This is a genomic window from Streptococcus gallinaceus (genome assembly GCF_040545695.1).
GTDB classification, from domain to species: domain Bacteria; phylum Bacillota; class Bacilli; order Lactobacillales; family Streptococcaceae; genus Streptococcus; species Streptococcus gallinaceus.
Genome location: NZ_JBEPMK010000001.1, coordinates 359,208 through 384,390 on the forward strand (window position 1 = coordinate 359,208; position 25,183 = coordinate 384,390).

At 42.0% G+C, this 25,183-nt stretch carries 24 protein-coding genes and 1 pseudogene; 22 read left to right on the plus strand and 3 right to left on the minus strand.

Annotation, left to right across the window (positions count from 1 at the left end; genetic code table 11):
- Positions 1–67 precede the first annotated feature (67 nt).
- Positions 68–270: pseudogene (locus tag ABID27_RS01860) on the minus strand (IS110 family transposase); the annotation flags it as partial.
- A gap of 350 nt (positions 271–620) precedes the next feature.
- Between ABID27_RS01860 and recJ the strand changes: the two are divergent.
- The 15 genes from recJ to ABID27_RS01935 all read left to right on the plus strand — a co-directional run bounded on the left by recJ (position 621) and on the right by ABID27_RS01935 (position 14,162).
- Positions 621–2,840, plus strand: coding sequence for a single-stranded-DNA-specific exonuclease RecJ (gene recJ, locus ABID27_RS01865; protein ID WP_354279829.1), 2,220 nt, complete (start codon positions 621–623; stop codon positions 2,838–2,840).
- A 75-nt stretch (positions 2,841–2,915) separates the two neighbouring features.
- On the plus strand, positions 2,916–3,434 hold the full coding sequence (locus tag ABID27_RS01870) for an adenine phosphoribosyltransferase (protein ID WP_253363050.1): 519 nt from the start codon (positions 2,916–2,918) through the stop codon (positions 3,432–3,434).
- Positions 3,435–3,529: 95 nt separating this feature from the next.
- Positions 3,530–4,471, plus strand: coding sequence for a homoserine O-acetyltransferase MetA (gene metA / locus ABID27_RS01875; RefSeq protein WP_253363052.1), 942 nt, complete (start codon positions 3,530–3,532; stop codon positions 4,469–4,471).
- Between the two features lie 8 nt (positions 4,472–4,479).
- Entirely contained in the window at positions 4,480–5,163 is a 684-nt protein-coding gene (locus ABID27_RS01880) for a DnaD domain-containing protein (RefSeq protein WP_354279832.1), read from the plus strand.
- 1 nt (position 5,164) lies between these two features.
- Entirely contained in the window at positions 5,165–5,854 is a 690-nt protein-coding gene (locus ABID27_RS01885) for a tRNA (adenine(22)-N(1))-methyltransferase (protein ID WP_354279834.1), read from the plus strand.
- Positions 5,841–6,635 (plus strand): Nif3-like dinuclear metal center hexameric protein, encoded by a 795-nt coding sequence (locus ABID27_RS01890; RefSeq protein WP_354279836.1) that lies wholly within the window; start codon positions 5,841–5,843, stop codon positions 6,633–6,635. The genes ABID27_RS01885 and ABID27_RS01890 overlap by 14 nt, the downstream gene beginning before the upstream one ends.
- Positions 6,636–6,649: 14 nt before the next feature.
- A complete protein-coding gene (locus ABID27_RS01895; RefSeq protein ID WP_253363060.1) occupies positions 6,650–7,474 on the plus strand; it encodes a ZIP family metal transporter in 825 nt (274 codons plus the stop codon).
- A 90-nt stretch (positions 7,475–7,564) separates the two neighbouring features.
- A complete protein-coding gene (gene rfbA, locus ABID27_RS01900) occupies positions 7,565–8,434 on the plus strand; it encodes a glucose-1-phosphate thymidylyltransferase RfbA (protein WP_253363062.1) in 870 nt (289 codons plus the stop codon).
- On the plus strand, positions 8,434–9,027 hold the full coding sequence (locus tag ABID27_RS01905) for a dTDP-4-dehydrorhamnose 3,5-epimerase family protein (RefSeq protein WP_253363064.1): 594 nt from the start codon (positions 8,434–8,436) through the stop codon (positions 9,025–9,027). Before rfbA ends, ABID27_RS01905 begins: the two co-directional genes overlap by 1 nt.
- Before the next feature lie 15 nt (positions 9,028–9,042).
- Positions 9,043–10,086: a dTDP-glucose 4,6-dehydratase gene (rfbB, locus tag ABID27_RS01910; protein ID WP_354279839.1), complete on the plus strand. Its 1,044-nt coding sequence runs from the start codon at positions 9,043–9,045 to the stop codon at positions 10,084–10,086.
- Positions 10,087–10,171: 85 nt separating this feature from the next.
- The gene (locus ABID27_RS01915) at positions 10,172–11,704 is read left to right on the plus strand and encodes a hypothetical protein (RefSeq protein ID WP_354279841.1); all 1,533 of its coding nucleotides are present in this window, start codon (positions 10,172–10,174) and stop codon (positions 11,702–11,704) included.
- Complete coding sequence (locus ABID27_RS01920; protein WP_253363069.1) at positions 11,704–12,651, plus strand: glycosyltransferase family 2 protein; 948 nt, start codon at positions 11,704–11,706, stop codon at positions 12,649–12,651. Before ABID27_RS01915 ends, ABID27_RS01920 begins: the two co-directional genes overlap by 1 nt.
- 91 nt (positions 12,652–12,742) lie before the next feature.
- Positions 12,743–13,585, plus strand: a complete 843-nt coding sequence (locus ABID27_RS01925) for a VOC family protein (protein ID WP_354279843.1) — start codon at positions 12,743–12,745, stop codon at positions 13,583–13,585.
- A gap of 69 nt (positions 13,586–13,654) precedes the next feature.
- Positions 13,655–13,999, plus strand: coding sequence for a hypothetical protein (locus tag ABID27_RS01930; protein ID WP_354279845.1), 345 nt, complete (start codon positions 13,655–13,657; stop codon positions 13,997–13,999).
- Positions 13,980–14,162: a hypothetical protein gene (locus tag ABID27_RS01935; RefSeq protein ID WP_354279847.1), complete on the plus strand. Its 183-nt coding sequence runs from the start codon at positions 13,980–13,982 to the stop codon at positions 14,160–14,162. Before ABID27_RS01930 ends, ABID27_RS01935 begins: the two co-directional genes overlap by 20 nt.
- Positions 14,163–14,195: 33 nt before the next feature.
- On the opposite strand, the gene gatD is transcribed toward ABID27_RS01935, so the two are convergent.
- Together gatD and murT are read right to left on the minus strand one after the other, a co-directional pair.
- Positions 14,196–14,981 (minus strand): lipid II isoglutaminyl synthase subunit GatD, encoded by a 786-nt coding sequence (gene gatD / locus ABID27_RS01940; protein ID WP_354279849.1) that lies wholly within the window; start codon positions 14,979–14,981, stop codon positions 14,196–14,198.
- The gene (gene murT, locus ABID27_RS01945; RefSeq protein ID WP_354279851.1) at positions 14,981–16,324 is read right to left on the minus strand and encodes a lipid II isoglutaminyl synthase subunit MurT; all 1,344 of its coding nucleotides are present in this window, start codon (positions 16,322–16,324) and stop codon (positions 14,981–14,983) included. The genes gatD and murT overlap by 1 nt, the downstream gene beginning before the upstream one ends.
- A 115-nt stretch (positions 16,325–16,439) precedes the next feature.
- Between murT and cdaA the strand changes: the two genes are divergently transcribed.
- The 7 genes from cdaA (at position 16,440) to pepV (ending at position 25,167) form a co-directional block, all read left to right on the plus strand.
- The gene (cdaA, locus tag ABID27_RS01950) at positions 16,440–17,282 is read left to right on the plus strand and encodes a diadenylate cyclase CdaA (RefSeq protein WP_253363073.1); all 843 of its coding nucleotides are present in this window, start codon (positions 16,440–16,442) and stop codon (positions 17,280–17,282) included.
- A 5-nt stretch (positions 17,283–17,287) separates the two neighbouring features.
- Positions 17,288–17,992 (plus strand): CdaR family protein, encoded by a 705-nt coding sequence (locus ABID27_RS01955; RefSeq protein WP_253363075.1) that lies wholly within the window; start codon positions 17,288–17,290, stop codon positions 17,990–17,992.
- Between the two features lie 20 nt (positions 17,993–18,012).
- Positions 18,013–19,365, plus strand: a complete 1,353-nt coding sequence (glmM, locus tag ABID27_RS01960; protein WP_253363077.1) for a phosphoglucosamine mutase — start codon at positions 18,013–18,015, stop codon at positions 19,363–19,365.
- A gap of 54 nt (positions 19,366–19,419) precedes the next feature.
- Entirely contained in the window at positions 19,420–20,964 is a 1,545-nt protein-coding gene (gene abc-f, locus ABID27_RS01965) for a ribosomal protection-like ABC-F family protein (protein WP_354279854.1), read from the plus strand.
- 246 nt (positions 20,965–21,210) lie between these two features.
- The gene (locus tag ABID27_RS01970) at positions 21,211–21,942 is read left to right on the plus strand and encodes a response regulator transcription factor (protein ID WP_354279856.1); all 732 of its coding nucleotides are present in this window, start codon (positions 21,211–21,213) and stop codon (positions 21,940–21,942) included.
- A gap of 16 nt (positions 21,943–21,958) precedes the next feature.
- Positions 21,959–23,314, plus strand: coding sequence for a sensor histidine kinase (locus ABID27_RS01975; protein WP_354279858.1), 1,356 nt, complete (start codon positions 21,959–21,961; stop codon positions 23,312–23,314).
- Positions 23,315–23,760: 446 nt separating this feature from the next.
- Positions 23,761–25,167, plus strand: a complete 1,407-nt coding sequence (gene pepV / locus ABID27_RS01980; protein WP_253363085.1) for a dipeptidase PepV — start codon at positions 23,761–23,763, stop codon at positions 25,165–25,167.
- Positions 25,168–25,183: the final 16 nt, after the last annotated feature.

Consider the following 25,183-nt stretch of genomic DNA (forward strand, 5'->3'; position numbering starts at 1 on the left):
ATTTTTAAAATAAGGTATTAATAATATGGCATAGTTGACTTTATTGATTTTTGGCTAAATGGTAACCCTACAGTTTATTATGCGTTATAAGATAATAACATTGTCCGAATGAGACGATGTATAGAGAGGCAATCGTGTGGAGCTTAGTCGAACCTACTTGCGATTGCCTTTTTCGTTTCTCGTAGAAATTTGCTATATGAAGAAGATTGCTATGATTAGCTGAAGTGATGTTGTGAATAGAATTTTCCTAGCATAAGGATTGCCTCGCTTATCTTGTTTGATTCCTTGTTTTAGTCATCTCATTTTCAATACTCGACGTTAGCTGTCCTACATACTTTGAACAGGTTTAACTAAAACAGGTGTCTTGCCAGTTTCTTATATGACATCCAGTCTCTAAAACGCCCACGACTTAACAAGATATCATTACTTAAATATAAAGAAAAGTAGTGAATACTTTCTCCCATCGGAGATTTTTTCACTACTAATCTTAGTATGTTTCTTTTGTTCCATTCTTGAATTTTTTAGCTTTTTGCTTAACTTTTGGGGATGGTTTGGTCTATGACGGCCTGTTTTTATCTCGATATGGTATAATGGGAATGTTTGAAAAAAGGAGTCAAAGAGTGATTAGTTCGAGTTATGACTGGCAGTTGGTCACAGAAACTGCTAATGAAGAGTTTGTGAAGATGGCCAAAAAAGAAGGTTTGGATAAGTTAGCTGCCAATTTATTATTTGAAAGAGGAATTCAGTCTGTAGAGGCATTGCGGGCCTTTTTACAGCCTAGTCTCGATGATTTGCATGATCCCTACCTCTTGCATGATATGGATAAGGCTGTTGAGCGGATTCGTCGTGCGATCGAGGATTATGAGCAGATTCTGATTTATGGAGATTACGACGCAGACGGCATGACTTCGGCTTCTATTTTGAAAGAAGCATTGGAGGAACTTGGTGCGGAGTGTCAAGTTTATTTGCCCAATCGTTTTACAGATGGCTATGGACCTAACGCTTCTGTCTATAAGTACTTTATCGAGCAACAGGGTGTGTCTTTGATTGTGACTGTAGACAATGGTGTCGCGGGAAATGAAGCCATTGCCTATGCCCAGTCTGTCGGAGTGGATGTGGTTGTGACAGACCACCATTCTATGCCAGATATCTTGCCTGATGCTTACGCCGTTGTTCACCCAGAACATCCTGATGCGGACTATCCCTTTAAACATTTGGCGGGGTGTGGTGTAGCCTTTAAGTTGGCTTGCGCTCTTTTAGAGACTGTTCAGGTCGAATTGCTGGATTTGGTAGCTATTGGAACCATTGCGGATATGGTTTCCTTGACGGATGAAAATCGTGTAATGGTCAAGTACGGCTTGTCTCTTTTGAAGCAGAGCGAACGTCTGGGCTTGCAAGAATTGATGAAAATTGCGGGAATTGAAACAGAGACCTTGGATGAAGAGACAGTTGGCTTTCAGATTGCCCCGCGCTTAAATGCTCTTGGTCGACTGGATGACCCCAATCCTGCTATCGAATTGTTGACTGGGTTTGATGAGGAAGAAGCGCAAGCTATTGCTCTGATGATTGACCAGAAAAATATCGAGCGCAAAGATATTGTTCAGGCTATTTACGATGAAGCCAAGACCATGATAGATCTGTCTAAGCCTGCTCAAGTCTTGGCAAAAGAAGGATGGAATCCTGGTGTGCTGGGCATCGTAGCGGGACGTCTTTTGGAAGAATTGGGGCAGACCGTGGTGGTCCTCAATATTGAAGACGGTAAGGCAAAAGGATCGGCTCGCTCGGTTGAAGCAGTCAATATTTTTGAGGCTTTGACTGACCACCGCGATATTTTTATTGCTTTTGGAGGGCATGTGGGTGCGGCGGGGATGACCTTGCCAGTCGAAAATTTACCAGCTCTGTCAGATATTCTTTCATCCTATATCCTTGAAAATCAGTTGGACCAGGCTCTCAAACCAAGTCTGCGCCTAGATGAAGAGCTAGACTTGGAAGAATTGACCTTGGAGACACTCAAGTCTTTTGATAAGCTCAAGCCTTATGGCATGGACTATCCTAAGCCCATCTTTTATATCAATGATTTCCAAGTAGAGTCAGCTCGTACTATGGGACAAAATAATGCTCATCTCAAATTCCGCATTAGCAAAGGAAAAGCAGGCTTTGATGTGGTTGCGTTTGGTAAGGGCCATTTGGCGACTGAGTTTTCCCAAGTCAAGGGCATGGAATTGGCGGTTAGCCTCTCTGTTAACCAATGGAACGGCAATACCAGTCTACAGCTCATGCTAGAAGATGCCCGTGTTAACGGAGTTCAGTTGTACAATATCCGTGGGAAAAATGCTGCGCTACCAAAAGGAGTTCCAGTTTTGGACGTGAATCAGGATCTGTCTGAACTAGCAGAGCAATCTGCTATTGTGATAAACCAGCTTCCTGTGGACAAGACAGCTTTAAAGCAAGTTTTTAAGGAACACGATTTCCAAGCAATTTACTTCAAAAATACCATTGACCAGCCTTATTATCTGGACGGTTACGGTAGTCGTGAACAATTTGCTAAGCTCTACAAGACCATTTACCAGTTCCCAGAATTTGATGTCCGCTACAAATTAGCTGAATTAAGCCAATACTTGAAAATCAAGCAACCACTTTTGATCAAAATGATTCAAATTTTCCAAGAGCTTGGTTTCGTGACCATAAATGAAGGAGTTATGACGGTCAACAAAGAAGCAGAGAAACGGGAAATTGCTGAAAGTCAGATTTACCAAGAGCTTAAAGAAGAAGTCATCTACCAAGAACTCATGGCTTTGGGCAACGTCCAAGAAATCTATGACTGGTTGATGGGAGAATAGCTAGAGAAAATCGTACATTAGGTTTAAAATGTGCTATAATAGACTGTAAAAACTATTTTAAGAAGTGAGAAAAACATGAAACTTGAAGATTATATTGCATCCATTGAAAACTATCCAAAAGAGGGTATTACTTTCCGAGACATCTCTCCTTTGATGGCCGATGGAAATGCCTATAGCTATGCTATTCGTGAAATTGTTCAGTATGCTACTGATAAAAAGATTGATATGATTGTCGGACCAGAAGCCCGTGGTTTTATCGTAGGATGCCCTGTTGCTTTTGAGTTGGGAATTGGTTTTGCACCTGTTCGTAAGCCAGGTAAATTGCCACGTGAAGTTATCTCAGCTGACTATGAAAAAGAATATGGCTTGGATACACTGTGCATGCATGCTGACGCTATCCAACCAGGACAACGTGTCTTGATTGTTGACGACCTTTTGGCGACAGGTGGTACTGTAAAAGCAACCATTGAAATGATCGAACGCTTGGGCGGTGTTGTTGCTGGATGTGCTTTCTTGATCGAGTTAGACGGTCTTGGAGGACGTGAAGCAGTTGGCGACTACGACATGAAGGTATTGATGAATTTTCCAGGTTAATATAGCTAATAGCTATAACCAGTCCTAAAATCTAGCAACTTGAATTGACAGACCTCCTGCTATATACTAGTAGTAACTAGAATAGGAGTGAGTTTATGCCGATTAAGATTGATAGAGGATTACCAGCGGTTGAGATTTTGCGCACGGAAAATATCTTCGTAATGGATGATAACCGTGCACAGCACCAGGATATTCGTCCCATGAATATCCTGATTCTCAACCTGATGCCGCAAAAGATAGTCACCGAAACGCAGTTATTGAGGCTATTAGCCAACACGCCTCTGCAGTTAGAAGTGGAATTTCTTCATATGGTCAGTCATCAGTCAAAGAATACTCGTACGGATCATTTGGAGACTTTTTACAAGACTTTTGATCAGATCAAGGGACGATATTTTGATGGATTGATTGTGACGGGGGCTCCTGTTGAGAATTTATCCTTCGAGGAAGTAGATTACTGGTCCGAATTGCAGCGCGTGTTTGAGTGGTCGAAGAGCCATGTTTATTCGACCTTGCATATTTGTTGGGGGGCGCAGGCAGGCCTTTATGCTCGCTATGGCGTTCAAAAACATAGCAAGTCGCGCAAATTGTCTGGTGTTTATCAGCAAGAAGTTGTGAAAACAGATAGTCCGCTGATGCGTGGATTTGATGATGTGTTTTCGGCACCACATTCCCGCTATACGGAAGTTTTGGCTGAGGATATTGCTCAATTTTCTAATTTGGAAATTTTATCGGATGGTCAAGATGTTGGTTTGTCGATTGTAGCTAGTAAGGACATGCGCGAAGTCTACAGTTTTGGGCATTTAGAGTATGATCGAGATACGCTGAAAAAAGAGTACGAACGCGATTTGTTGGCTGGGAAAGCGCCTCATGTGCCTGAGCATTACTTTAGACAGGATGATCCGACAACCAGACCGGCCTTGTCTTGGAATCTAGCGGCAGCACAATTTTTCAATAACTGGATTAACTATGCGGTTTATCAAGAGACCCCTTATGATTGGGAGACATTTGAGCAGTCTGCATTTTCAGCGAGTTTATAAGAGGAATTATGACTTATTTACAGCAATTTCAAACGGGCAACGTGGTTTTTCCAAGTGCCTTGTTGTTTCATTTTCAAGAATTATTTCCGTCAGCCGACGATTTTTTAGTCTGGCAATTTTTCTTTTTCCAAAATACAAGTCAATTAGAAAGTGTAGCACCTAGCGAGATTGCGCAAGCGACTGGAAAAACAGTTGCGGATATCAATCGTTCGATTGAAAAGTTGCAAAAAAGTGGCTTGTTGGAGTTCAAAACCATTAATCTAGCTGGTGAAATCGAGATGATTTTTGACGCAATGCCTGCACTGGAGAAGCTGGACCAGCTTGGAAATGCAGGAGTAGAAGAAATTGTTGAGCCCTTAGAAATCAATGACCTAAAGGCTTTGGTAGATGATTTTGAACGCGAGTTGGGACGTTTCTTATCGCCTTTTGAGATTGAAGATTTACAAAAAACCATTTCAGAAGACCGAGTGTCCGTTGACTTGGTACGTACAGCCTTGCGGGAAGCAGTTTTTAACAATAAGACTAACTGGCGTTATATTCAGGCGATTTTACGCAATTGGCGTCGAGAAGGTATTACGACACCAGCGCAAGTTGAAGCAAAAAATGCAGAACGTGAAGTGCAACAAATGCCTGCAAAAACGGTCAGCACATCGGATGATTTTTTAAATGCAATGAATCTTTGGAAAGATTAGAATGGAAAAAACAAGATTATCAAAACGGCTGGAGACAGTCGCAGGTTTTGTGCCAGAAGGGGCACGTTTAGTAGATGTGGGGAGTGACCATGCGTACCTCCCACTTTTTTTAGTAGAGGCCGGTAAGATTGCTTATGCAGTGGCCGGGGAGGTTGTTCGAGGTCCATTTGAATCGGCTCTGAGCAATGTTCAAGAAGCTGGGCAGGCGTCGAACATTCAAGTTCGTCTTGCTAACGGCTTGGCAGCGGTGGAAGACCAAGATCAGATTACTGCCGTAACCATTGCAGGAATGGGCGGTCGGTTGATTGCAGCTATCTTGGAAGCTGGTCAAGACAAGCTAAAAGGTGTGGAACGTCTGATTTTACAACCCAATAACCGTGAAGACGACGTACGCATGTGGCTACAAGAGCATGATTATCAACTGGTTGCAGAAGCTATTCTGGAAGAAAATGAGAAAATTTATGAAATTCTGGTTGCTGAGCCAGGGGAAATGACCTTATCTGCAAAAGAATTGCGATTTGGTCTCTACTTACAGCAAGAAGGAACGACTATTTTTCAAAAAAAATGGCAGTCAGAACGGAGTAAGCTCAGCTGGGCACTAGATCAAGTGCCAGAGACGCACAGGTCTGACCGCTTTGCCATTTCTCAAAAAATAAAGGATATCGATGAGGTGCTGCATGAGAGCAAATGATGTAATCGCAAGATACCAAGAATTTTGTCCACCGACTTTGTCCCTGGAAGGGGATGTGTCGGGTCTGCAGATTGGGACGTTGGATAAGGAAATCAATCGTGTCATGGTAGCGTTGGATATTCGCGAGACAACAGTGGCAGAAGCCATTGACAAGAAAGTGGATTTGATCATTGTCAAACATGCACCAATTTTTCGTCCCTTGAAGCAGCTAGTTGCGGATGATTTACAGACGCAGATTTTGCTGAATTTGGTCAAGCACGATATCGCGGTCTACGTCAGTCATACAGATATCGATGTGGTCGATGGCGGGCTCAATGATTGGTTTTGTGAAATGCTTGAAATTGAAGAAGTTGAGTATTTGCGTGAAACAGTAGTTGGTCAGGGGATTGGGCGTATTGGAAATATTCCTGAGCAAACGGTCCAAGATCTAGCCTTGAAAGTCAAGTCTGTTTTTGGATTGGATAGCGTGCGGTTGGTATCTTACAGCCATCAAGCCCAGCAATATGTTTCGCGTGTGGCAATTTGTGGCGGTAGTGGCCAATCCTTTTATCCCGATGCTTTGGCAAAAGGAGCAGATGTTTTGATTACCGGTGATATTTACTATCATACAGGGCAAGAGATGTTGACTCAGGGGCTTTTAGCCATCGATCCTGGTCACCACATTGAAGTATTATTTGTCAAAAAAATTGCTGAGAAGTTAGAAGAGTGGAAGAAAAATGAAGGTTGGGAACTAGAGATTATTCCGTCAACTGTTTCAACCAATCCTTTCCGACATCTCTAGAAAGTAGGGCATATATGGCTTGGTTATCTCAACAACCAGTTGTATTACAGGCGTTTTTAGCAGGACTATTTACTTGGGCTTGTACGATTTTTGGGTCAGCCATCGTTTTTTTCTTTAAGAAAATTAGTCGTAGACTCTTAGATACCATGCAAGGATTTGCGGCAGGTGTCATGATAGCAGCCTCATTTTGGTCCTTGTTGGAGCCGTCGATTAGCTATGCGGAGCCTCTCTATGGGAAATGGTCTTGGGTTCCTGCAGCAGTTGGTTTCTTAGTTGGTGGTATCTTTTTACGGATGGTTGACTTGCTGGTGCCTCATTTGCATTTGGGAAATGACCGCAAGGATGCTGAGGGAGGAAGTGCTCAAGAACGGAGACATTTATCCAAGACGACACTCTTGTTTTTAGCCATCACTATCCACAACATTCCAGAAGGATTGGCAGTGGGAGTGACTTTTGGCGCCTTGTCCAATCATTTTTCACAGGCTGCTTTTATTGGTGCTTTAGGATTGGCTATGGGAATTGGATTGCAAAATATTCCTGAGGGTGCAGCCTTGTCCATTCCAATTCGGACGGACGGCAAGTCCCGTCTCGAGGCTTTTTACTGGGGTTCAATATCAGCCATTGTTGAGCCGATTGGTGCTGTTATTGGTGCATTTGCAGTTATGTATATGGGGCCAATCTTACCTTATGCCTTGTCCTTTGCAGCAGGGGCGATGATTTTCGTCGTAGTGGAAGAGTTGATACCTGAATCGCAGACAAATGGAAATACTGATTTGGCGACAATGGGTTTGATGGTTGGCTTTACTATCATGATGATTATGGATGTTGCCTTAGGCTAGGAAAGTCCGCAGTTGCGGGCTTTTTTTGATGTGACAGTATCCCTATTTTATGATATAATAATATGAATATTTTTTTGGAAGGTATCTAAAATGAAAGGTATTATTTTAGCAGGCGGTTCAGGTACTCGTTTGTATCCATTGACTCGCGCTGCATCGAAACAACTTATGCCAATTTATGACAAGCCGATGATTTATTATCCGCTTTCAACTCTCATGTTGGCAGGTATTAAAGACATTTTGATTATTTCAACTCCACAAGATCTTCCCCGTTTTGAAGACCTTTTAGGAGATGGTTCAGAATTTGGAATTTCACTATCTTACGCAGAGCAACCAAGCCCAGATGGCTTGGCACAAGCCTTTATCATTGGTGAAGACTTTATCGGCGATGATAGTGTTGCCCTTATTTTAGGTGATAACATTTATCATGGAGCAGGTCTTTCTGCAATGTTGCAACGTGCTGAAAGCAAAGAAAAAGGGGCAACCGTTTTTGGTTATCAAGTAAAAGACCCAGAACGTTTTGGTGTTGTTGAATTTGATGCAGACATGAACGCTATTTCGATTGAAGAAAAACCAGACCAGCCAAAATCAAACTATGCCGTAACCGGTCTTTATTTCTACGATAATGATGTTGTTGAGATTGCTAAAAATATCAAACCATCACCTCGTGGTGAGCTTGAAATCACAGATGTCAACAAGGCTTATTTAGAGCGTGGAGACTTGTCAGTTGAGCTCATGGGACGTGGTTTTGCATGGCTTGATACAGGCACACACGAAAGCCTTCTTGAAGCTGCGCAATACATTGAGACTGTTCAACGGTTGCAGAATGTTCAAGTGGCAAACTTGGAAGAAATTGCTTACCGTATGGGTTACATCACTCGTGAACAAGTCCTTGAATTGGCACAACCGCTTAAGAAAAATGAATACGGACAATACTTGCTCCGTTTGATTGGAGAAGCTTAATGACTGAAAACTTTTTTGACAAAGAATTGGTTTGTCGTCAAGTAGAAGCCATTCCAGGTTTCTTGGAATTTGATATTCCAGTGCGTGGGGATAACCGTGGTTGGTTTAAAGAAAATTTCCAAAAAGAAAAAATGGTGCCGCTTGGTTTCCCTGAAAGCTTTTTTGAAGCAGGAAAATTGCAAAACAACATTTCTTTCAACAAGAAACACAGCCTTCGCGGTCTTCACGCAGAGCCTTGGGACAAATACGTTTCTATCGCAGATGAAGGACGTGTCTTAGGAACTTGGGTTGACCTTCGTGAAGGTGAGTCTTTTGGGAATACTTACCAAACCATCATTGATGCTTCAAAAGGTATCTTTGTACCTCGTGGTGTGGCCAATGGTTTCCAAGTGCTTTCTGACACTGCAGCCTATACCTACTTGGTCAATGACTACTGGGCACTTGAGTTGAAACCAAAGTACGCCTTTGTCAACTACGCTGACCCAGCTCTTGGCATCAAATGGGAAAATCTTGATGAAGCACAGGTTTCAGAAGCGGATAAAAATCATCCTTTCTTAAAAGATGTCAAACCACTCAAAAAAGAAGATTTGTAAAAATAAGGAAAAAACATGACTGAATTTAAAAACATTATCGTTACTGGTGGTGCAGGGTTTATCGGTTCAAACTTTGTGCACTACGTTTACAATAACCACCCAGATGTCCACGTGACTGTTCTTGATAAGTTGACTTATGCAGGAAATAAGGCCAACATCGAAGCAATCTTGGGTGACCGTGTTGAGCTAGTTGTTGGTGATATTGCTGACGCTGAATTGGTGGACAAATTGGCTGCCAAAGCTGATGCCATCGTTCACTACGCAGCTGAAAGTCACAACGATAACTCGTTGAACGACCCATCACCATTCATTCAAACAAACTTTATCGGTACCTACACACTCTTGGAAGCCGCTCGTAAATATGACATTCGTTTCCACCACGTGTCAACGGATGAAGTTTACGGTGACCTTCCGCTTCGTGAAGATTTGCCAGGACATGGTGAAGGACCAGAAGAGAAATTCACTGCTGAAACAAAATACAACCCTTCATCGCCTTACTCATCTACCAAAGCAGCTTCTGACTTGATCGTTAAAGCTTGGGTGCGTTCATTTGGTGTGAAGGCGACTATTTCAAATTGTTCAAACAACTACGGACCATACCAACACATCGAAAAATTCATTCCACGCCAAATCACTAATATCTTGGCAGGTATCAAACCAAAACTCTATGGTGAAGGTAAAAACGTTCGTGACTGGATTCATACCAATGACCACTCAACAGGTGTTTGGGCTATCTTGACAAAAGGCCGTATCGGTGAAACTTACCTGATCGGTGCTGACGGTGAGAAAAACAACAAAGAAGTGCTTGAATTGATTCTTGAAAAAATGGGTCAACCAAAAGATGCCTACGATCACGTAACAGACCGTGCAGGACATGATTTGCGTTACGCTATCGACTCAAGAAAACTTCGTGAAGAATTAGGCTGGGAACCACAATTTACTAACTTCTCAGAAGGCTTGGAAGAAACCATTGCTTGGTATACTGATAACCAAGACTGGTGGAAAGCTGAAAAAGAAGCTGTAGAAGCAAACTACGCTAAAACGCAAGAAGTATTGTAATAAGTATCATGAATGAGAACTAAGAGGAAAGACCGCCTCTTGGTTCTCAATTTTTACCTTGAAAGGATGTCAATTAGTAAAATTTATGAAAAATATAGGAAATAGGGTTGTTCAATACTCTACAGGGATTATACTCTCTCTGGCTATGGTCATATTATTTTATTTGTCGTATTTATCACTCAGTACAAGAGGCTATATCTATATGACAAGTGCAGAGGAGATTACTTTTTTTAAGAATAGTCCTGTATTTTATATTTTCCTAGCGCTGATTATCCTACTATTTTTTACCGCTCATAAGCTTCTCGCCAAGGTGCCGTCCATACTTTTATTTTTGGTAGGAGCAGGGAGTTTTGCTATTTTTGCTGCTTATGTGGTTCCGAATGTAGATGGGCTCCTGAGGGCAGATCCACATTATTTGTTTAAGGCTGCGATTCAGATGAATATGGGGGATTATTCATCATTTGATAAGATTAGTTCTGCTAATTATATGTCAACTTTTCCAACTCAGATGGGACTTTTATCCCTCTTTCGTCTGTATGCCCACTTTACTACCAATACAAGCTATCTTTTTTTTGCACAGGTAGCGATGGTCATCGTTTGTAACCTGCTTTTGTGGCGAATCAGTAATCTTCTTTTCAAAAAACAAGAATTAAATAATCTAGTGATTTTACTTTCTTTCTTGTTCTTGCCGAATTTTTTCCTTGTTTTTTGGGTATACGGCGATATTCCTGGATTACTTTGCCTTCTGTTAGCCTTATATTGTTATCTTCACTTTAGTCAATCGAACCATATTTTATTTGGAATTGGTCTTCTGTTTTTCATTAGCTTGGCTTGTTTAGTTCGGAATAATTACCAGATATTCATGGTTGTATTGCTTGTTTTACAGGGGCTCTCGCTTTTAAAAGAATTCAATTACAAAAAACTGCTTATCTTACTGTTGCTATTTCCAACTGTAAAATTATCTAACATAGTGGTCCAAGGCTACTATGAGGGAAAAATCAATCAAAGTATCACCTATCCTCCGCAAGCTGCTTGGATAGTGATGGGGTTGAGCGACAACGCGGCAAATAATGGGTATTTTAATACCTACACAACGCTTATTAGGGAATGGAATGATTATGATGATCAACGTGTAGAAGAAGTGGTGCAAAAAGATTTGAAAGCCCGTATAAGTGCTTTTACAGCTTCACCAACCTATGCAAAAGAGTTCTTTGAAGAAAAGATTGCTGCTACTTGGAATGAGTCAACTCTGCAATCTATTTACGCTGGTCCGCTCTACACAAGAGAACAATACACTCATACTGATTTTTTACAAAATCTCTATCAGGAAGGTTCTTATTATCATCTTTACAATAAATATATGAGTGTCTTTTTGACCGCTATTTATCTGTTATCATTCCTCTATCTTTTCCTAAAATTTGTCATTTTTAGGGAAAAAATTGAACTGGTACAGTTGTATCCGTTTCTCTATCTCATTGGTGGATTTATCTTCCATCTATTTTGGGAAACAAAATCACGCTATGTGTGGCCATATATCTATTTATTATTGCCAGTTGTAGCAATCAATATAAATTATATTAGTCAGAAATTAAAATGGAAGAGTAGGAGTAAAGCATAATGCAACCGACACTTTATATCGTGATTCCTTGCTACAATGAGGAGGCTGTTTTACCAGAAACGAATCCGATGTTTTTGGGAAAATTACAGCAGTTGATGACGGAAAATCTTATTTCAAATCAAAGCCGAATTATGTATGTTAACGACGGCAGCAAGGATAAAACATGGGAGCTAATTGAAGAATACGCTCGTCAAAGTCAATATGTGATGGGGCTAGCCCAGTCTCGTAATAGAGGCCATCAAAGTACGGTTTTGGCTGGTATGATGGAAGCAAAGGATGTTGCTGATATTGTGATTACCATTGATTGCGATGGGCAAGATGATATCAATTGCATGGATGAGATGATTGAGGCTTATAAGAATGGCGCGGAAGTCGTATACGGTGTTCGTAAGAAACGGACGACAGATACCTTTTTCAAGCGTTTTACAGCAGAAGGTTTTTACCATTTGATGGAAAAATTGGGCGTTGAAATTGTCTTCAATCATGCCGATTATCGACTCATGTCTAAAAAAGCTTTAGACGCAATGGCTGAATTTACCGAAGTTAATCTCTTCCTGCGTGGTTTGGTTCCGTTAGTTGGCTTCAATTATGCAATAGTGGAGTACGAGCGCTTTGAACGGATTGCGGGAGAAAGTCATTATCCGCTTAGTAAAATGCTCGGTTTGGCCTTTGATGGTATTACAAGTCTGAGTATTAAGCCGATTCGATTCATTACAAGTCTTGGTGTGATGACCTCCGTGATTTCCTTTTTATTTATCATCTGGACAATTTTCCGTCATTTCACAGGAACAACTGTTTCAGGTTGGGCAAGTACAGTGACAGTGGTCGCTTTTATCGGAGGAATCCAACTCATTTCCATTGGGATTATTGGTGAATACATCGGGAAAATTTACCTTGAAACCAAGCGTCGTCCGCGCTATATTATTGATAAACGTACAGAAAATTAAAAGAATCCTTCGGGGTTCTTTTTAAGTTGTTCTGTTTGCTATATGCACTAATTAGCGGTAATATAAATCAAACAATTGAAGGAGAATAGTTATGTATCAATCAGAATTTGAGTTGGGTTTGGTAGCAATCAATGTTAAGAATATGGAGTTGCAAACCTTATTTTATCAACAAGTTTTAGGTCTGGAAGTACTTGATCAGTCAGGTGAGCAGGTTGATTTGGGAGTGGGAGACAAAGTCTTGGTTCGTCTCATTCAAACAGATGATGAGACGACTGTGGCCAATAGTTATGGACTATGTCATTTGGCCATTGTTTTGCCAAGTCGTGAGGATTTGGGTCAGATTTTCAAGCATTTTATCGACAATAAGGTTCCCTTGGTTGGTGCTTCAGATCATGGTTACAGTGAGGCAATTTACCTAGAAGATACGGAAGGAAATGGTATCGAAATCTATCGTGATTTGCCTGTGTCAGAATGGGATATTCGTGAAGATGGTCGTATCGTTGGGATTACAGAGCCGATGGATTCGGAGGCTGTTTACCGCTTGGGGCAAGTGAGTGAAGAGACCTACCATATGCCAGTTGGAAGTCGGATGGGACATGTTCACCTTGCGGGGAAAAATAGTCGTTCAACAGCAAGTTTTCTTGAGCAACTCTTACATGTTCAAGTGAAGTTCTCGGTTCCAACAGGTTACTGGTTAGCATCGGGCGATTACCATCATCATTTGGCTGTCAATGAGTGGGGCGGAAAATTTTTGCAAGTTCGTGAATCGGGTATGCGCGGGCTGGCTTATTTTGTTGTAGAATATCAGGATGCATTTGCCTACAAAGAGGCTTTGAAGCGTGCACAAGAAATGGGACTAGCCTTGCAACTTGGTCAACAAGAAGCCAGTGTGAGAGATGAGAATGGTATCCAAATTGTCATGAAACTCGTCTAATTTCGGAGGTCTTCTTTGCTCAAATATGCTTGAAAAGGTATAATGGTAGAAAAGGGCAGGAGGAAGCACATGGTTCAAGTAAAAAAAGAAGTAACAAAGAAGGCAGCTGGGAAATTAGGAAAAGCTGCCGGTGTGCTCAATACAGTTTTCTCGGTTATTCCAGATACTGTAGCGATTGTAGGAGATATTACTGCTAAGGCTGCTCCGATAGTAGACAAGCATTTGGAATACAATCGTGCCTACAAGGAGCGGTTAATCCAGGTACCCAATCTTCTTGATATTCCAGTCAAAGAAGCAAAGCGTCTCTTGGAGGAACGGGATTTTGGTTGTGTTGACCATTCCGGTCAAGCCAGCTTTGAAATATGCGCAAGCAGATACCGACGAAGTTCTTCACATGACTCCAAAATCAGGTAAAGTTGTGCCAGCTAGTATTGTAAAACTCTATTACTTGACGGCGGAAGTAAAGCGAGCTAGTCAGCATATGGCTGAGATAGACGCTTTGAAAAAAGAAGAGCAGAACCGTAAAATCCAAGAAAGTTTCAAAAAAGTAACCGACTTCTTGCCTAAGAAGAAATAAAAAGAACCCACTTTTCCAAAAAGTGGGTTTCTTTTATTCTTTAAAATCAGCCTTGGATTTAACATCGCCGTATTCTTCAGCGACTTCCTTGCTGAGGATGTCGTCGTAGTTAGCTAGCACTAGGTCTTGGCCGTATTTTTTGCGAAGTGCAGTAGTGACCAAGAGATAGGCGAGTTTCGGATTACGGGAGAGGATTGGGCCGTGGAAATAGGTCGCAAATACATTTTTGTAATGCATGCCTTCTCCGCCATCCTCTTTGTTATTTCCATTTCCATAGACAACTTTTCCGAGTGGCTCTTGATTCTCCGCTAGGAAGGTCCGGCCTTGGTGATTTTCAAAACCGTAGTAGGTTTCGTCAAAGTCCTGGTTATAAATCTTGATGTCTCCAATGTAGCGGTTATTGACTTGGTTGAGAGTGTAGTGTCCCATAATGCCAAGCCCATCAATTTTTCGTCCGCTAGCCTCGGTATAGTATTGCCCCAAAAGTTGGAAACCACCACAGATTGCGAGGACTACGCCGTCGTTTTCGATGAAATGACTGAGGTTTTCTTTTTTACTTGGTAGATCTTTGGCCAAAATAGATTGCTCATAATCCTGACCACCACCGAAAAAGGCAATGTCGTAAAAATTGTCGTCAAAAGCATCGTTCATGGAAACAATATCAACCTGAACCTGAGCACCGAGTTTTTCAGCGACGTATTTGAGCATGAGAATATTGCCATTATCGCCATAGGTATTCATGAGGTCACCGTAGAGGTGGGCGATGTGGAGAGTCAATGTGGCACCATTTTCAGAACTTTTTAGTGATGTGTAGACCATTATTTCATCTCCTTTCCAACAGCGTTTTCTTGCGCTAAGAACTCGCGGAACTCTAACATGGCTGTGTAGGTCGCCAAGATGTAAGCGTGCTGACTATCTTGGTGCTTGATAGCTTCAATGATTGATTTCAAGTCGGAAATCTCTGTAATCTTATCTTCTGGATAGCCTGTCACGCGGAGACGACGGGCGATTTCAGAGGAGCGAACTCCGCCAGCTTGGACTTGTGTGATGTCCATGGAAGTAATTTGTTCAAAATCAGCATCCCAAATCCAGCTGGTGTCAATTCCGTCGGCGTAGTTAGCATTGAGAAGGACTGAGAGACTAAAATCGTAAGGGGCTAACTTCATCATTTCGATGGCTTGAGTAGCGCCCACAGGATTTTTAATCAGAACGAGTGTACAATCTTTTTCCCCGATTTTAAAGGTTTCTTGACGACCGAAGACAGCCTTGCTCTTGTCAAAACCAGCTTTAATAACACTTGGTTCAATGCCAAAGTAACGGGCAACGGACACTGCTGCAAGAGCGTTATAGATATTGTATAGTCCGCCAATATTGATGGTGTATTCTTGACCGTCGATGACAAAAGTAGAAGAAGTATTGGTAATCTTAGTTAGGTCTGTCAGTTTATAGTCCAATTCTGGACGTTTAAAACCGCAGTTGAGGCAGACGTAGCTTCCCAGATTTGCATAGGTATTGAGCTTGTATTGGATAATTTGGTGGCAATGCGGACACAGGATTCCCTCCGTATTGTAGTGGGCCAATTTTGGCTCGGTTTCCTCGGTAGCAAATCCATAGTACTGAACAGGATTGGTCATCTTAGTCGAGTTAAAAAGAGGACTATCTCCATTTGCTAACACAGTTGCTGTAGGGACCTTGGCAGCACCGTCTAAAATCATCTGGTAAGTTGTGTAAATCTCTCCATAGCGATCCATCTGGTCGCGGAAGATATTGGTAAAGACGATGAGGCTTGGTTTGATGTAGTCGGTTACTCGTGCCAGACTGGCTTCGTCGATTTCAAGCACCGCAATTCTCTTGCCAGATTTGGCTTTTTTAGCAGACAAAAAAGTTGCGGTGATACCTGTGATCATATTGGCACCGCTAGTATTGGTGGTCACTTGACCAAATGCTTCTGTCAAAATACCAACTGTCAAAGCTGTTGTCAAGGTTTTTCCGTTTGTTCCTGTGATGACGACAATCTCATAGTCTTTTGCCAAGCTGTCCAGAATATGTTTGTCAAATGTAAGGGCAATTTTTCCAGGCAAAGTTGTGCCTCGTCCCAATTTTGAAAGGATGAATTGCGAGGATTTTCCCGCTAGAATTCCTAGTAAAGTATTTATTTTCATGTTCCCATTTTATCACAAAGAATAGGGATTTTCTAGAATGGAAGTCGGACAAAGACCTGAAAAAATGGTATAATAGAGTGATTGACATTGAATAGAAGAGGATACTGTTAGAATTATGCTAAATTTACATCAATTACTGGATTCGGGTTACTGGTCCAGTTTGGCTTCCAGTCCAGGAGTTGCTCTAATCAATTTGTTGGATTTGTCACTGGTTATTTTTTTGATTTATCGGATGAGTAAAGCCATTGTCGGGACCAAGATTATGACCTTGATTCGAGGGGTTTTCTTGTTCTTGTTGGCTCAGGTGGTAGCTAGTCTGTTGGGCTTGCAGACCATTTCTTGGCTCATGAATCAAGTCATCACCTATGGTGTGATTGCGGGTGTCGTCATTTTCGCGCCAGAATTACGGTCGGTCCTTGAAAAATTGGGTCGGACAACACACATCTTTACCGATACAAATACCAGTACAGAAGAGTCTTTGATTCAGGCTTGCTTGAAAGCGGCCAAATACATGTCTCCGCGTAAAATTGGAGCACTAGTAGCCATTGAGCAGGCACGTACTTTACAAGAATATCGTTCAACGGGAATTCCCTTGGATGCAGATATTTCGAGTGAATTACTGATCAATATCTTTATTCCAAACACCCCTCTACACGATGGAGCTGTCATTATCAATGGCAATAAAATCGCTGTGTCTTGTGCTTACTTCCCGCTGACAGGCAGTGCAGGAATCTCAAAAGAGTTCGGCACGCGGCATCGCGCAGCCATTGGCTTGTCAGAAGTTTCAGACGCATTTGTCTTTGTCGTATCCGAGGAAACGGGAACTATTTCAATAGCCCACAATGGGAATTTCAAGCATAATCTGAGTCTGGAAGATTTTGAAGAAGAATTGCGTCAGGTCTTGGTTTCCAATGAACCAGAGACAAAACATTGGTGGAAACGATTTGGAGGGAAATAAGAGACATGCAAGATAAGATTAAAAAAATTGGTCAAGTTGCCTTGGCTAGCTTGGTAGCTGTCTTTTTGTTCTTCTATGCCACGACAACCAATTATAAAAATGCAAGAACAGCAACAGCACCAAATTCGGCAACAGAGACCTATACCTACTCGGTCAATGATGTCACTGTCAATGTCAAGTACAATAAGCAAAAATATTTTGTGACAGGGATTGCGCCCTCTATCACGGTTGAATTGATTGGATCTAATAAAGTTGCACTTCAAAAAGAAGTAGATGAATCTACTAGAAGTTTTGAAGTGACCGCTGATTTACGGGACTTGGAGCCGGGGACTCACTCGGTACAACTGCAGATTTCTAGCCTACCAAGTGGTATCAATGCAACGATTATTCCTACCTCTTTCAATGTGAAAATTGGGAATCGTACTAGCAAGATATTTGCGATTGAGGGGAAAATTACCCAGTCGCAGCTGGCTAGTGGCTACGTCGTTTCGAAGATTGTGTTAGGAGATAGCTCGGTCAAAGTCACATCTGACGAAGAAACAATCAATTCGATTGACCACGTTGAGGCGGTTGTGCCAGATGCAAGTAAATTGGCAGATCGGTATACTGGAACAGCAACCTTGCAAGCGGTGGACGCAGAGGGCAATATTTTGCCTGTTGTATTCTCACCCGAAACCACATCAATTGATGCAACATTTATTAAAAAATAGAACAAAGTAAGGAAATGATTATGGGTAAATATTTTGGAACGGACGGTGTCCGCGGTGAAGCAAACGTAGAATTAACACCAGAATTGGCTTTTAAACTAGGTCGTTTTGGAGGCTATGTCCTCAGTCAACATGAAACGGAAACACCACGAGTGTTCGTGGCGCGTGATACACGTATTTCCGGTCAACTCCTGGAGTCTGCCTTGGTTGCGGGTCTCTTGTCTGTTGGGATTCACGTCTACAAACTGGGCGTCGTAGCTACTCCGGGTGTGGCACACTTGGTTCGCACGGAAAATGCTAGCGCTGGTGTTATGATTTCTGCCAGTCACAATCCAGCTCAGGATAATGGAATTAAGTTCTTCGGTGGTGACGGCTTTAAATTGGACGATGAAAAAGAGTTGGAAATCGAAGCGCTTCTTGATGCTGAAGAAGATACACTTCCTCGTCCATCAGCAACTGGTCTAGGAGATGTGGTTGACTATCCTGAAGGTCTCCGTAAGTACCAAGAGTTTCTTGTATTTACAGGACTTCCTTTGGAGGGAATGAAAGTTGCTCTTGATACAGCAAATGGGGCTGCATCGACTTCTGCCCGTCAGGTATTTGCTGATTTGGGAGCTGAATTAGCCGTTATCGCTGACTTGCCGGATGGCCTTAATATCAATGATGGAGTTGGTTCAACTCATCCCGAATCTCTTCAAGAATTGGTTAAAGAAACAGGCAGTCAGATTGGTCTCGCCTTCGACGGAGATGCCGACCGTTTGATTGCTGTGGATGAAAATGGCGACTTGGTTGACGGTGACCGTATCATGTACATTGTCGGCAAATATTTGTCTGATAAAGGTTTGTTGGCGCAAAACACTATTGTCACAACTGTTATGTCAAACCTCGGTTTCCACAAGGCGCTTGACCGAGAAAATATCGGCAAAGCAGTCACTGCAGTTGGTGACCGTTACGTGGTGGAAGAAATGCGTAAGTCTGGTTACAATCTTGGTGGTGAGCAATCAGGCCACGTCATTCTCATGGATTACAATACGACTGGGGATGGCCAAATGACAGCCGTTCAATTGACAAAAATTATGCAAGAAACAGGGAAAACCTTATCCGAACTTGCAGCCGAAGTGACTATTTACCCACAAAAATTGGTTAATATTCGTGTGGAAAATAGCATGAAAGACAAGGCCATGGAAGTCCCTGCAATCGCGGCGATCATTGAGAAGATGGAAGAAGAAATGGCAGGAAATGGCCGTATTCTCGTGCGTCCAAGTGGTACAGAGCCACTTCTGCGTGTCATGGCAGAAGCACCAACTCATGCAGAAGTAGACTACTATGTCGACACCATTGCTGATGTTGTCCGTGCTGCGATTGGAATTGACTAGCGACAAAAAATAAGAGACTGGAACAGTTTGTCCAGCCTCTTTTATGAGGAAAATATGAGTATTTTAGAAGTTAAAAATTTAAGTCACGGTTTTGGCGACCGTGCGATTTTTGAAGATGTATCCTTCCGACTATTAAAGGGAGAGCACATTGGTTTGGTCGGTGCAAACGGTGAGGGAAAATCAACCTTCATGTCTATCGTGACAGGTCAACTTTTGCCAGACGAGGGTAAGGTTGAGTGGTCGCGTTATGTGACTGCGGGCTACCTTGACCAGCATGCCAAATTGGAAAAAGGGCAGTCTGTTCGAGACATCTTGCGGACGGCCTTTGACGAACTCTTCAAAACGGAAGAGCGCATCAATGAGATTTACATGTCTATGGCGGATGAAGGTGCGGATATGGATGCCCTCATGGAAGAGGTGGGCGAGCTCCAAGACCGTTTGGAAAGCCGTGATTTTTATACCTTGGATGCTAAGATTGACGAAGTTGCGCGTGCCTTGGGTGTCATGGATTATGGTATGGACACGGATGTGACCGAGTTATCCGGTGGTCAACGGACCAAGATTCTCTTGGCCAAGTTGCTCCTTGAAAAGCCAGATATCTTGTTGCTCGATGAGCCGACAAACTACCTGGATGCCGAGCATATTGAGTGGTTAAAACGCTACTTGCTTAACTATGAAAATGCCTTTGTTTTGATTTCTCACGATATTCCATTCTTGAATGACGTGATTAACATCGTCTACCATGTGGAAAATCAGCAGTTAACGCGTTATTCTGGCAATTATGAGCAATTCCAAGAAGTGCACGCCATGAAGCGTGCTCAGTTGGAAGCTGCCTATGAGCGTCAGCAGAAGGAAATTGCAGACTTGCAAGACTTTGTTAACCGCAATAAAGCACGTGTTGCAACACGAAATATGGCCATGTCCCGCCAGAAGAAATTGGACAAGATGGACATTATCGAGCTGCAGGCTGAAAAACCAAAACCAAGTTTTGATTTTAAGATGGCACGAACACCAAGTCGTTTTATCTTCCAAGCCAAGGATTTGGAAATTGGATACGACCGTGTCTTGACGCGCCAACCGCTCAATTTGACCTTTGAACGCAACCAGAAGATTGCCATTGTCGGAGCTAACGGTATCGGTAAATCCACTCTTTTGAAGAGTTTGTTGGGAGTGATTCCAGCTCTTGGTGGGGAAGTTGAGCGTGGTGAGTATCTGGAGCTGGGCTATTTTGAACAAGAAGTTCCTGGAGGAAACCGTCAGACGCCGCTCGAAGCGGTCTGGGATGCATTTCCAGCTCTTAATCAGGCAGAGATCCGCGCAGCCTTGGCACGATGTGGCTTGACTTCTAAGCACATTGAGAGTCAAATTCAGGTGCTTTCTGGTGGTGAGCAGGCTAAGGTCCGTTTCTGTCTCCTCATGAATCGTGAAAATAATGTTCTGGTCCTTGACGAGCCAACCAACCACTTGGATGTGGACGCCAAAGATGAACTCAAACGTGCTCTTAAAGAGTACAAAGGTTCAATCCTGATGGTCTGCCATGAGCCAGATTTCTATGGAGGTTGGGTAGATGATATTTGGGACTTTAACGAATTAACTTAAACAGAAACAAGCTTAGATTAGCAAGACAGATTATTCCAGACGAAACTCTCAAGTAGTGAATAAATGAGCTATTTGGGAGTTTTTGTTATTTAAGCGATGCTCATGCATACTACTTCAATTATAAAAATATATAATTTACTATTTAATAATATGTATTTGTGTGATATGATAAACATTGCGTCTATTCGAAGTGAGAAATTAGAGTGATATATGTATGAGATATTTTAGAGATGAGTTAGTAATAGTATGAATATTTTTATTTTAGAAGATGATCTTCTACAGCAGCATGCGATGGAGAGAATCTTATTAGAGCTAGTGGGGAAGAATAATTTATTCTATAATAAGATAGAGATTTTTAGTAAACCTTGTCAGTTATTGGATGCGGTCGTTGAAAAAGGGGAGCACCAGTTGTTTTTCTTGGATATTGAGCTTCAATCAGATGTTGCAAAAGGACTTGAAGTGGCGCAGGAAATACGGGAAATGGACCCATACGCAGCGATTGTATTTGTCACGACCCATACGGAGTTGATGCCCTTGGCTTTTCGTTACCAGGTTGCAGCATTGGATTATATTGATAAAGATTTGGCGCCAAATGACTTCGTGGACCGTCTGGAAAAAGTCTTGCTAAAGGTGGCAAGCAACATCGCAGAACCCTTGTCCGACCATTCCTTGACAATTGATTCTCCAAATGCAAAATTTCAAATTCCAATCAATGACATTCTCTATATTGAAACCTCTCCCTTGCCCCACCGCCTCGTGCTGTATACCAAGAAAGAGCGCTTGGAGTTTTGGGGGAAATTAGCCGATATAGCTGCCAACGAGCCAAGATTGCTTCAGTGCCATCGTTCTTTTGTTGTAAACCCCAAAAATGTTCGATCTCTTGATAAGAAGAGTCGATTGCTGTATTTTGATAACGGGTCTTCCTGCCTAGTTTCTAGGACTAAGCTAGCAGAGATGGTAGAACTGATTCAAAGTTAGGAGGGTCAATTGGATTATGTTGCTTCTGTTAGCCTATATTAGTTTACTGGTCAATACGATTATCCCGATTTTTTTAATTGCAACTGTCATGAAAAAGCAGTATACTTTTCAGCACTATGTGATCGGGCTTTTAATCAGAGTATTTGCTAGTCTTGTCTATCAGGGACTGGATGTATTTTTTCCGATGGATTGGTATCCGATTTATTCGATTCCATTGGAAATTTCTTTCTTTGTTTCTTTGTTTGAGCCACATTCAAGTCGGAGTCAAATCGTGTTTTCAGCCCTGTTTCCCTATACGTTTTATAGTTTGGTGCACCAGATTTTCAATCTCTTTCTCTTGCCGGCGGTTGGCTTGCCACGGGAGTTTTATATGGAGAATGGTGGAATTAGCCTACTGATTTCTATTTTATCGACGGTATTTTTATTTGTCTTCTTGCATCTGGGGCAGTATGACTTTTCGCTCGTAGCTTCCGTCTTTACCGATGATAAGCGCAATAAATTCTTACGATGGATGAATTTTTCCATGATTGCTTATTACATGTTAGACCAACACCTGCTCTATGTGTCTCATAAATACAGTCGAGATACGACTATTCATAGTCAGCTGGTGGTTGTGGCTTACTTACTCTTGTTTATGTCCTTTGTCAATCAATTGGACCGTGTTTACCGTAGACGGATTCAGGAGCAATTGTCCTTTCAAAAGAAACTCCAAATGGAGCAGCTCAATGTCTACACCAAGCAAATCGAAACTCTCTACAAGGAAGTGAGAGGTTTTCGCCACGATTACTCAAATATTTTGCGCACTCTGACTCTAGGCATTACAGAAAACAATATGGCTACGGTAGAAGAGGTATTTAATCGGGTCTTGAAAGATTCAAACAAACCCTTTCAAGAATCCCGCTTTGAGTTAGGAAGATTGGTCAACATAGGGGATAATGCCTTTAAGAGTCTCTTGGCTTCTAAGTTTATGCAGGCTCGAGAAAAAGGGGTTGAAATTTCCTTAGAAATTCCAGCTGAAATCCAACCAAAAGGGATGGAATTGATTGATTTTATCCTAATCGTGGCTAGCTTTTTTGATAATGCCATTGAAGAAGCTATGCTGACAGAGGAAAAGAAAATCGCCTTTGCTTTTTTTCAAAAAGGAAGCCAGCAAATTGTTGTTATTGAAAATTCCTGCCTGACAGAGTCAAAAAATATTGCTCAGATTTATCAATACGGCAGTAGCAGCAAGGGACATGATAGAGGGATTGGTCTTGTGAACGTCAAAACTATTTTAGAAAAATATCCGCAAATCTTACTTCGTACAACTAGTGAAGATTTCAAATTTTGTCAAACCTTGGTTATCCAATTGGAAGATGCCGATAAGAACTAAATCCGACAGTATCAGACGATACTGTTTTTTTGATTTCTTTGAAAAATTTATGGAAAATAATGAAAATTTAAAATACTTAACCGTTTAGGAAATCAGATTAACCATTTAAGAAACCGGTAATACCGACTGGAAAAAATTTGATATAATTTCATTTGTCGGTTAAAGATATAGAATGATGCAACTTTATGATGAATCAGAGCAATGTTTGACAGCTTTACCGTTGTACTTGTTTTTGGGGTTACAAGTACAACCGTAAGGTTGCCAACTAGGTTTGTTCTCTCGGCAGAATGAAAATGTATCATTTGATAAAAAGAACTTCTGCTTACGCAAGGGTAAGTGGGAGTTTTTTCTTACCGAACAATTTTTATCTTTTGCAACCAAATCATGAAAAATCGCTTTCTTTATGGTAAAATAATATCAATTACATGTTAGGAAAAGGAGATTTTATGACAGTCGATTTTAAAGCGGAAGTAGAAAAACGCCGCGAAGATTTAATGGCAGACTTGTGTTCGCTTTTGGAAATCAATTCAGAACGTGATGATAGTCAAGCAGATGCTGCACATCCATTTGGTCCTGGTCCTGTTAAGGCTTTGGAAAAATTCTTGGAAATTGCTGCACGTGATGGCTACGAAACACGCAATGTAGACAACTATGCAGGTCATTTTACCTTTGGACAAGGTGAAGAAGAGTTGGGAATTTTTGCCCACATGGACGTTGTGCCTGCTGGCTCAGGCTGGGATACGAATCCATACCAACCGGTCATCAAGGACGGCAAACTCTTTGCGCGTGGTTCATCAGATGACAAGGGTCCAACAATGGCTTGTTACTACGGTTTGAAAATCATCAAAGAGCTCGGCTTACCCGTTTCAAAACGTGTCCGCTTTGTAGTCGGTACAGATGAAGAATCAGGCTGGGGCGACATGGATTACTACTTTGCAAATGTAGGACTTCCAAAACCAGACTTTGGCTTCTCTCCAGACGCAGAATTCCCTATCATCAACGGTGAAAAAGGAAATATCACAGAATACCTTCACTTTGGAAATGACAACGGTGGCAGCTTCACCTTGCATTCATTCAAAGGTGGCTTACGTGAAAATATGGTTCCTGAGTCAGCAACTGCAGTCTTCTCAGCAGAAGGAGCTCAGGCTGAATTACAGGCTAAATTGGACGCATTTACCGCAGAATATGGTGTGTCAGCTAGCTTGACTCAAGAAGCTGACCACTTTACATTGACCCTAGTTGGTAAGTCAGCCCACGGTGCACACCCAGAAGCAGGTATCAATGGGGCAACCTACTTGGCGAAATTCCTCAACCAATTTGACTTTGCTGGTGCTGCCAAGGCCTACATCGCTGTTGCTGCTGACGTTCTCTTTGAAGACCATGCAGGTCAAGCACTTGGTGTAGCTCATACAGATGAGCGTATGGGGACACTTTCTATGAACGCGGGTGTCTTCTCATTTGACCAAGCACAAGCGGATAATACCATTGCTCTTAACTTCCGTTACCCACAAGGTACCGATGCTCAAACCATCAAAGCAGCTCTTGTGAAATTAGCAGGTGTAGTTGAAGTAACCTTGTCTGAACACGAGCACACACCGCATTATGTACCAATGGAAGATCCACTTGTGAAGACACTTCTTGATGTCTATGAAAAACAAACAGGTCTTCGTGGTTTTGAACAAGTCATCGGTGGCGGAACATTTGGACGTCTCTTGGAACGTGGAGTTGCCTACGGCGCTATGTTCCCAGGCTATACAGATACTATGCACCAAGCCAATGAATTTATCGATGTAGAAGAGCTCTACCGTGCAGCGGCTATCTATGCCGAAGCTATTTACGAATTGATTAAATAGGCAGTGATTGGTCTTC

What these genes read in the sequence shown, in the direction of transcription:
- ABID27_RS01895 (WP_253363060.1), top strand. Translation starts at nt 6,650, where the DNA reads ATGGCTTGGTTATCTCAACAACCAGTTGTATTACAGGCGTTTTTAGCA.
- metA (WP_253363052.1), top strand. Translation starts at nt 3,530, where the DNA reads ATGCCGATTAAGATTGATAGAGGATTACCAGCGGTTGAGATTTTGCGC.
- ABID27_RS01925 (WP_354279843.1), top strand. Translation starts at nt 12,743, where the DNA reads ATGTATCAATCAGAATTTGAGTTGGGTTTGGTAGCAATCAATGTTAAG.
- ABID27_RS01935 (WP_354279847.1), top strand. Translation starts at nt 13,980, where the DNA reads ATGACTCCAAAATCAGGTAAAGTTGTGCCAGCTAGTATTGTAAAACTC.
- ABID27_RS01930 (WP_354279845.1), top strand. Translation starts at nt 13,655, where the DNA reads ATGGTTCAAGTAAAAAAAGAAGTAACAAAGAAGGCAGCTGGGAAATTA.
- ABID27_RS01880 (WP_354279832.1), top strand. Translation starts at nt 4,480, where the DNA reads ATGACTTATTTACAGCAATTTCAAACGGGCAACGTGGTTTTTCCAAGT.
- gatD (WP_354279849.1), bottom strand. Translation starts at nt 14,981, where the DNA reads ATGGTCTACACATCACTAAAAAGTTCTGAAAATGGTGCCACATTGACT.
- ABID27_RS01890 (WP_354279836.1), top strand. Translation starts at nt 5,841, where the DNA reads ATGAGAGCAAATGATGTAATCGCAAGATACCAAGAATTTTGTCCACCG.
- ABID27_RS01970 (WP_354279856.1), top strand. Translation starts at nt 21,211, where the DNA reads ATGAATATTTTTATTTTAGAAGATGATCTTCTACAGCAGCATGCGATG.
- ABID27_RS01955 (WP_253363075.1), top strand. Translation starts at nt 17,288, where the DNA reads ATGCAAGATAAGATTAAAAAAATTGGTCAAGTTGCCTTGGCTAGCTTG.
- murT (WP_354279851.1), bottom strand. Translation starts at nt 16,324, where the DNA reads ATGAAAATAAATACTTTACTAGGAATTCTAGCGGGAAAATCCTCGCAA.
- pepV (WP_253363085.1), top strand. Translation starts at nt 23,761, where the DNA reads ATGACAGTCGATTTTAAAGCGGAAGTAGAAAAACGCCGCGAAGATTTA.
- glmM (WP_253363077.1), top strand. Translation starts at nt 18,013, where the DNA reads ATGGGTAAATATTTTGGAACGGACGGTGTCCGCGGTGAAGCAAACGTA.
- ABID27_RS01920 (WP_253363069.1), top strand. Translation starts at nt 11,704, where the DNA reads ATGCAACCGACACTTTATATCGTGATTCCTTGCTACAATGAGGAGGCT.
- ABID27_RS01870 (WP_253363050.1), top strand. Translation starts at nt 2,916, where the DNA reads ATGAAACTTGAAGATTATATTGCATCCATTGAAAACTATCCAAAAGAG.
- ABID27_RS01885 (WP_354279834.1), top strand. Translation starts at nt 5,165, where the DNA reads ATGGAAAAAACAAGATTATCAAAACGGCTGGAGACAGTCGCAGGTTTT.
- abc-f (WP_354279854.1), top strand. Translation starts at nt 19,420, where the DNA reads ATGAGTATTTTAGAAGTTAAAAATTTAAGTCACGGTTTTGGCGACCGT.
- ABID27_RS01905 (WP_253363064.1), top strand. Translation starts at nt 8,434, where the DNA reads ATGACTGAAAACTTTTTTGACAAAGAATTGGTTTGTCGTCAAGTAGAA.
- ABID27_RS01975 (WP_354279858.1), top strand. Translation starts at nt 21,959, where the DNA reads ATGTTGCTTCTGTTAGCCTATATTAGTTTACTGGTCAATACGATTATC.
- ABID27_RS01915 (WP_354279841.1), top strand. Translation starts at nt 10,172, where the DNA reads ATGAAAAATATAGGAAATAGGGTTGTTCAATACTCTACAGGGATTATA.
- rfbB (WP_354279839.1), top strand. Translation starts at nt 9,043, where the DNA reads ATGACTGAATTTAAAAACATTATCGTTACTGGTGGTGCAGGGTTTATC.
- cdaA (WP_253363073.1), top strand. Translation starts at nt 16,440, where the DNA reads ATGCTAAATTTACATCAATTACTGGATTCGGGTTACTGGTCCAGTTTG.
- rfbA (WP_253363062.1), top strand. Translation starts at nt 7,565, where the DNA reads ATGAAAGGTATTATTTTAGCAGGCGGTTCAGGTACTCGTTTGTATCCA.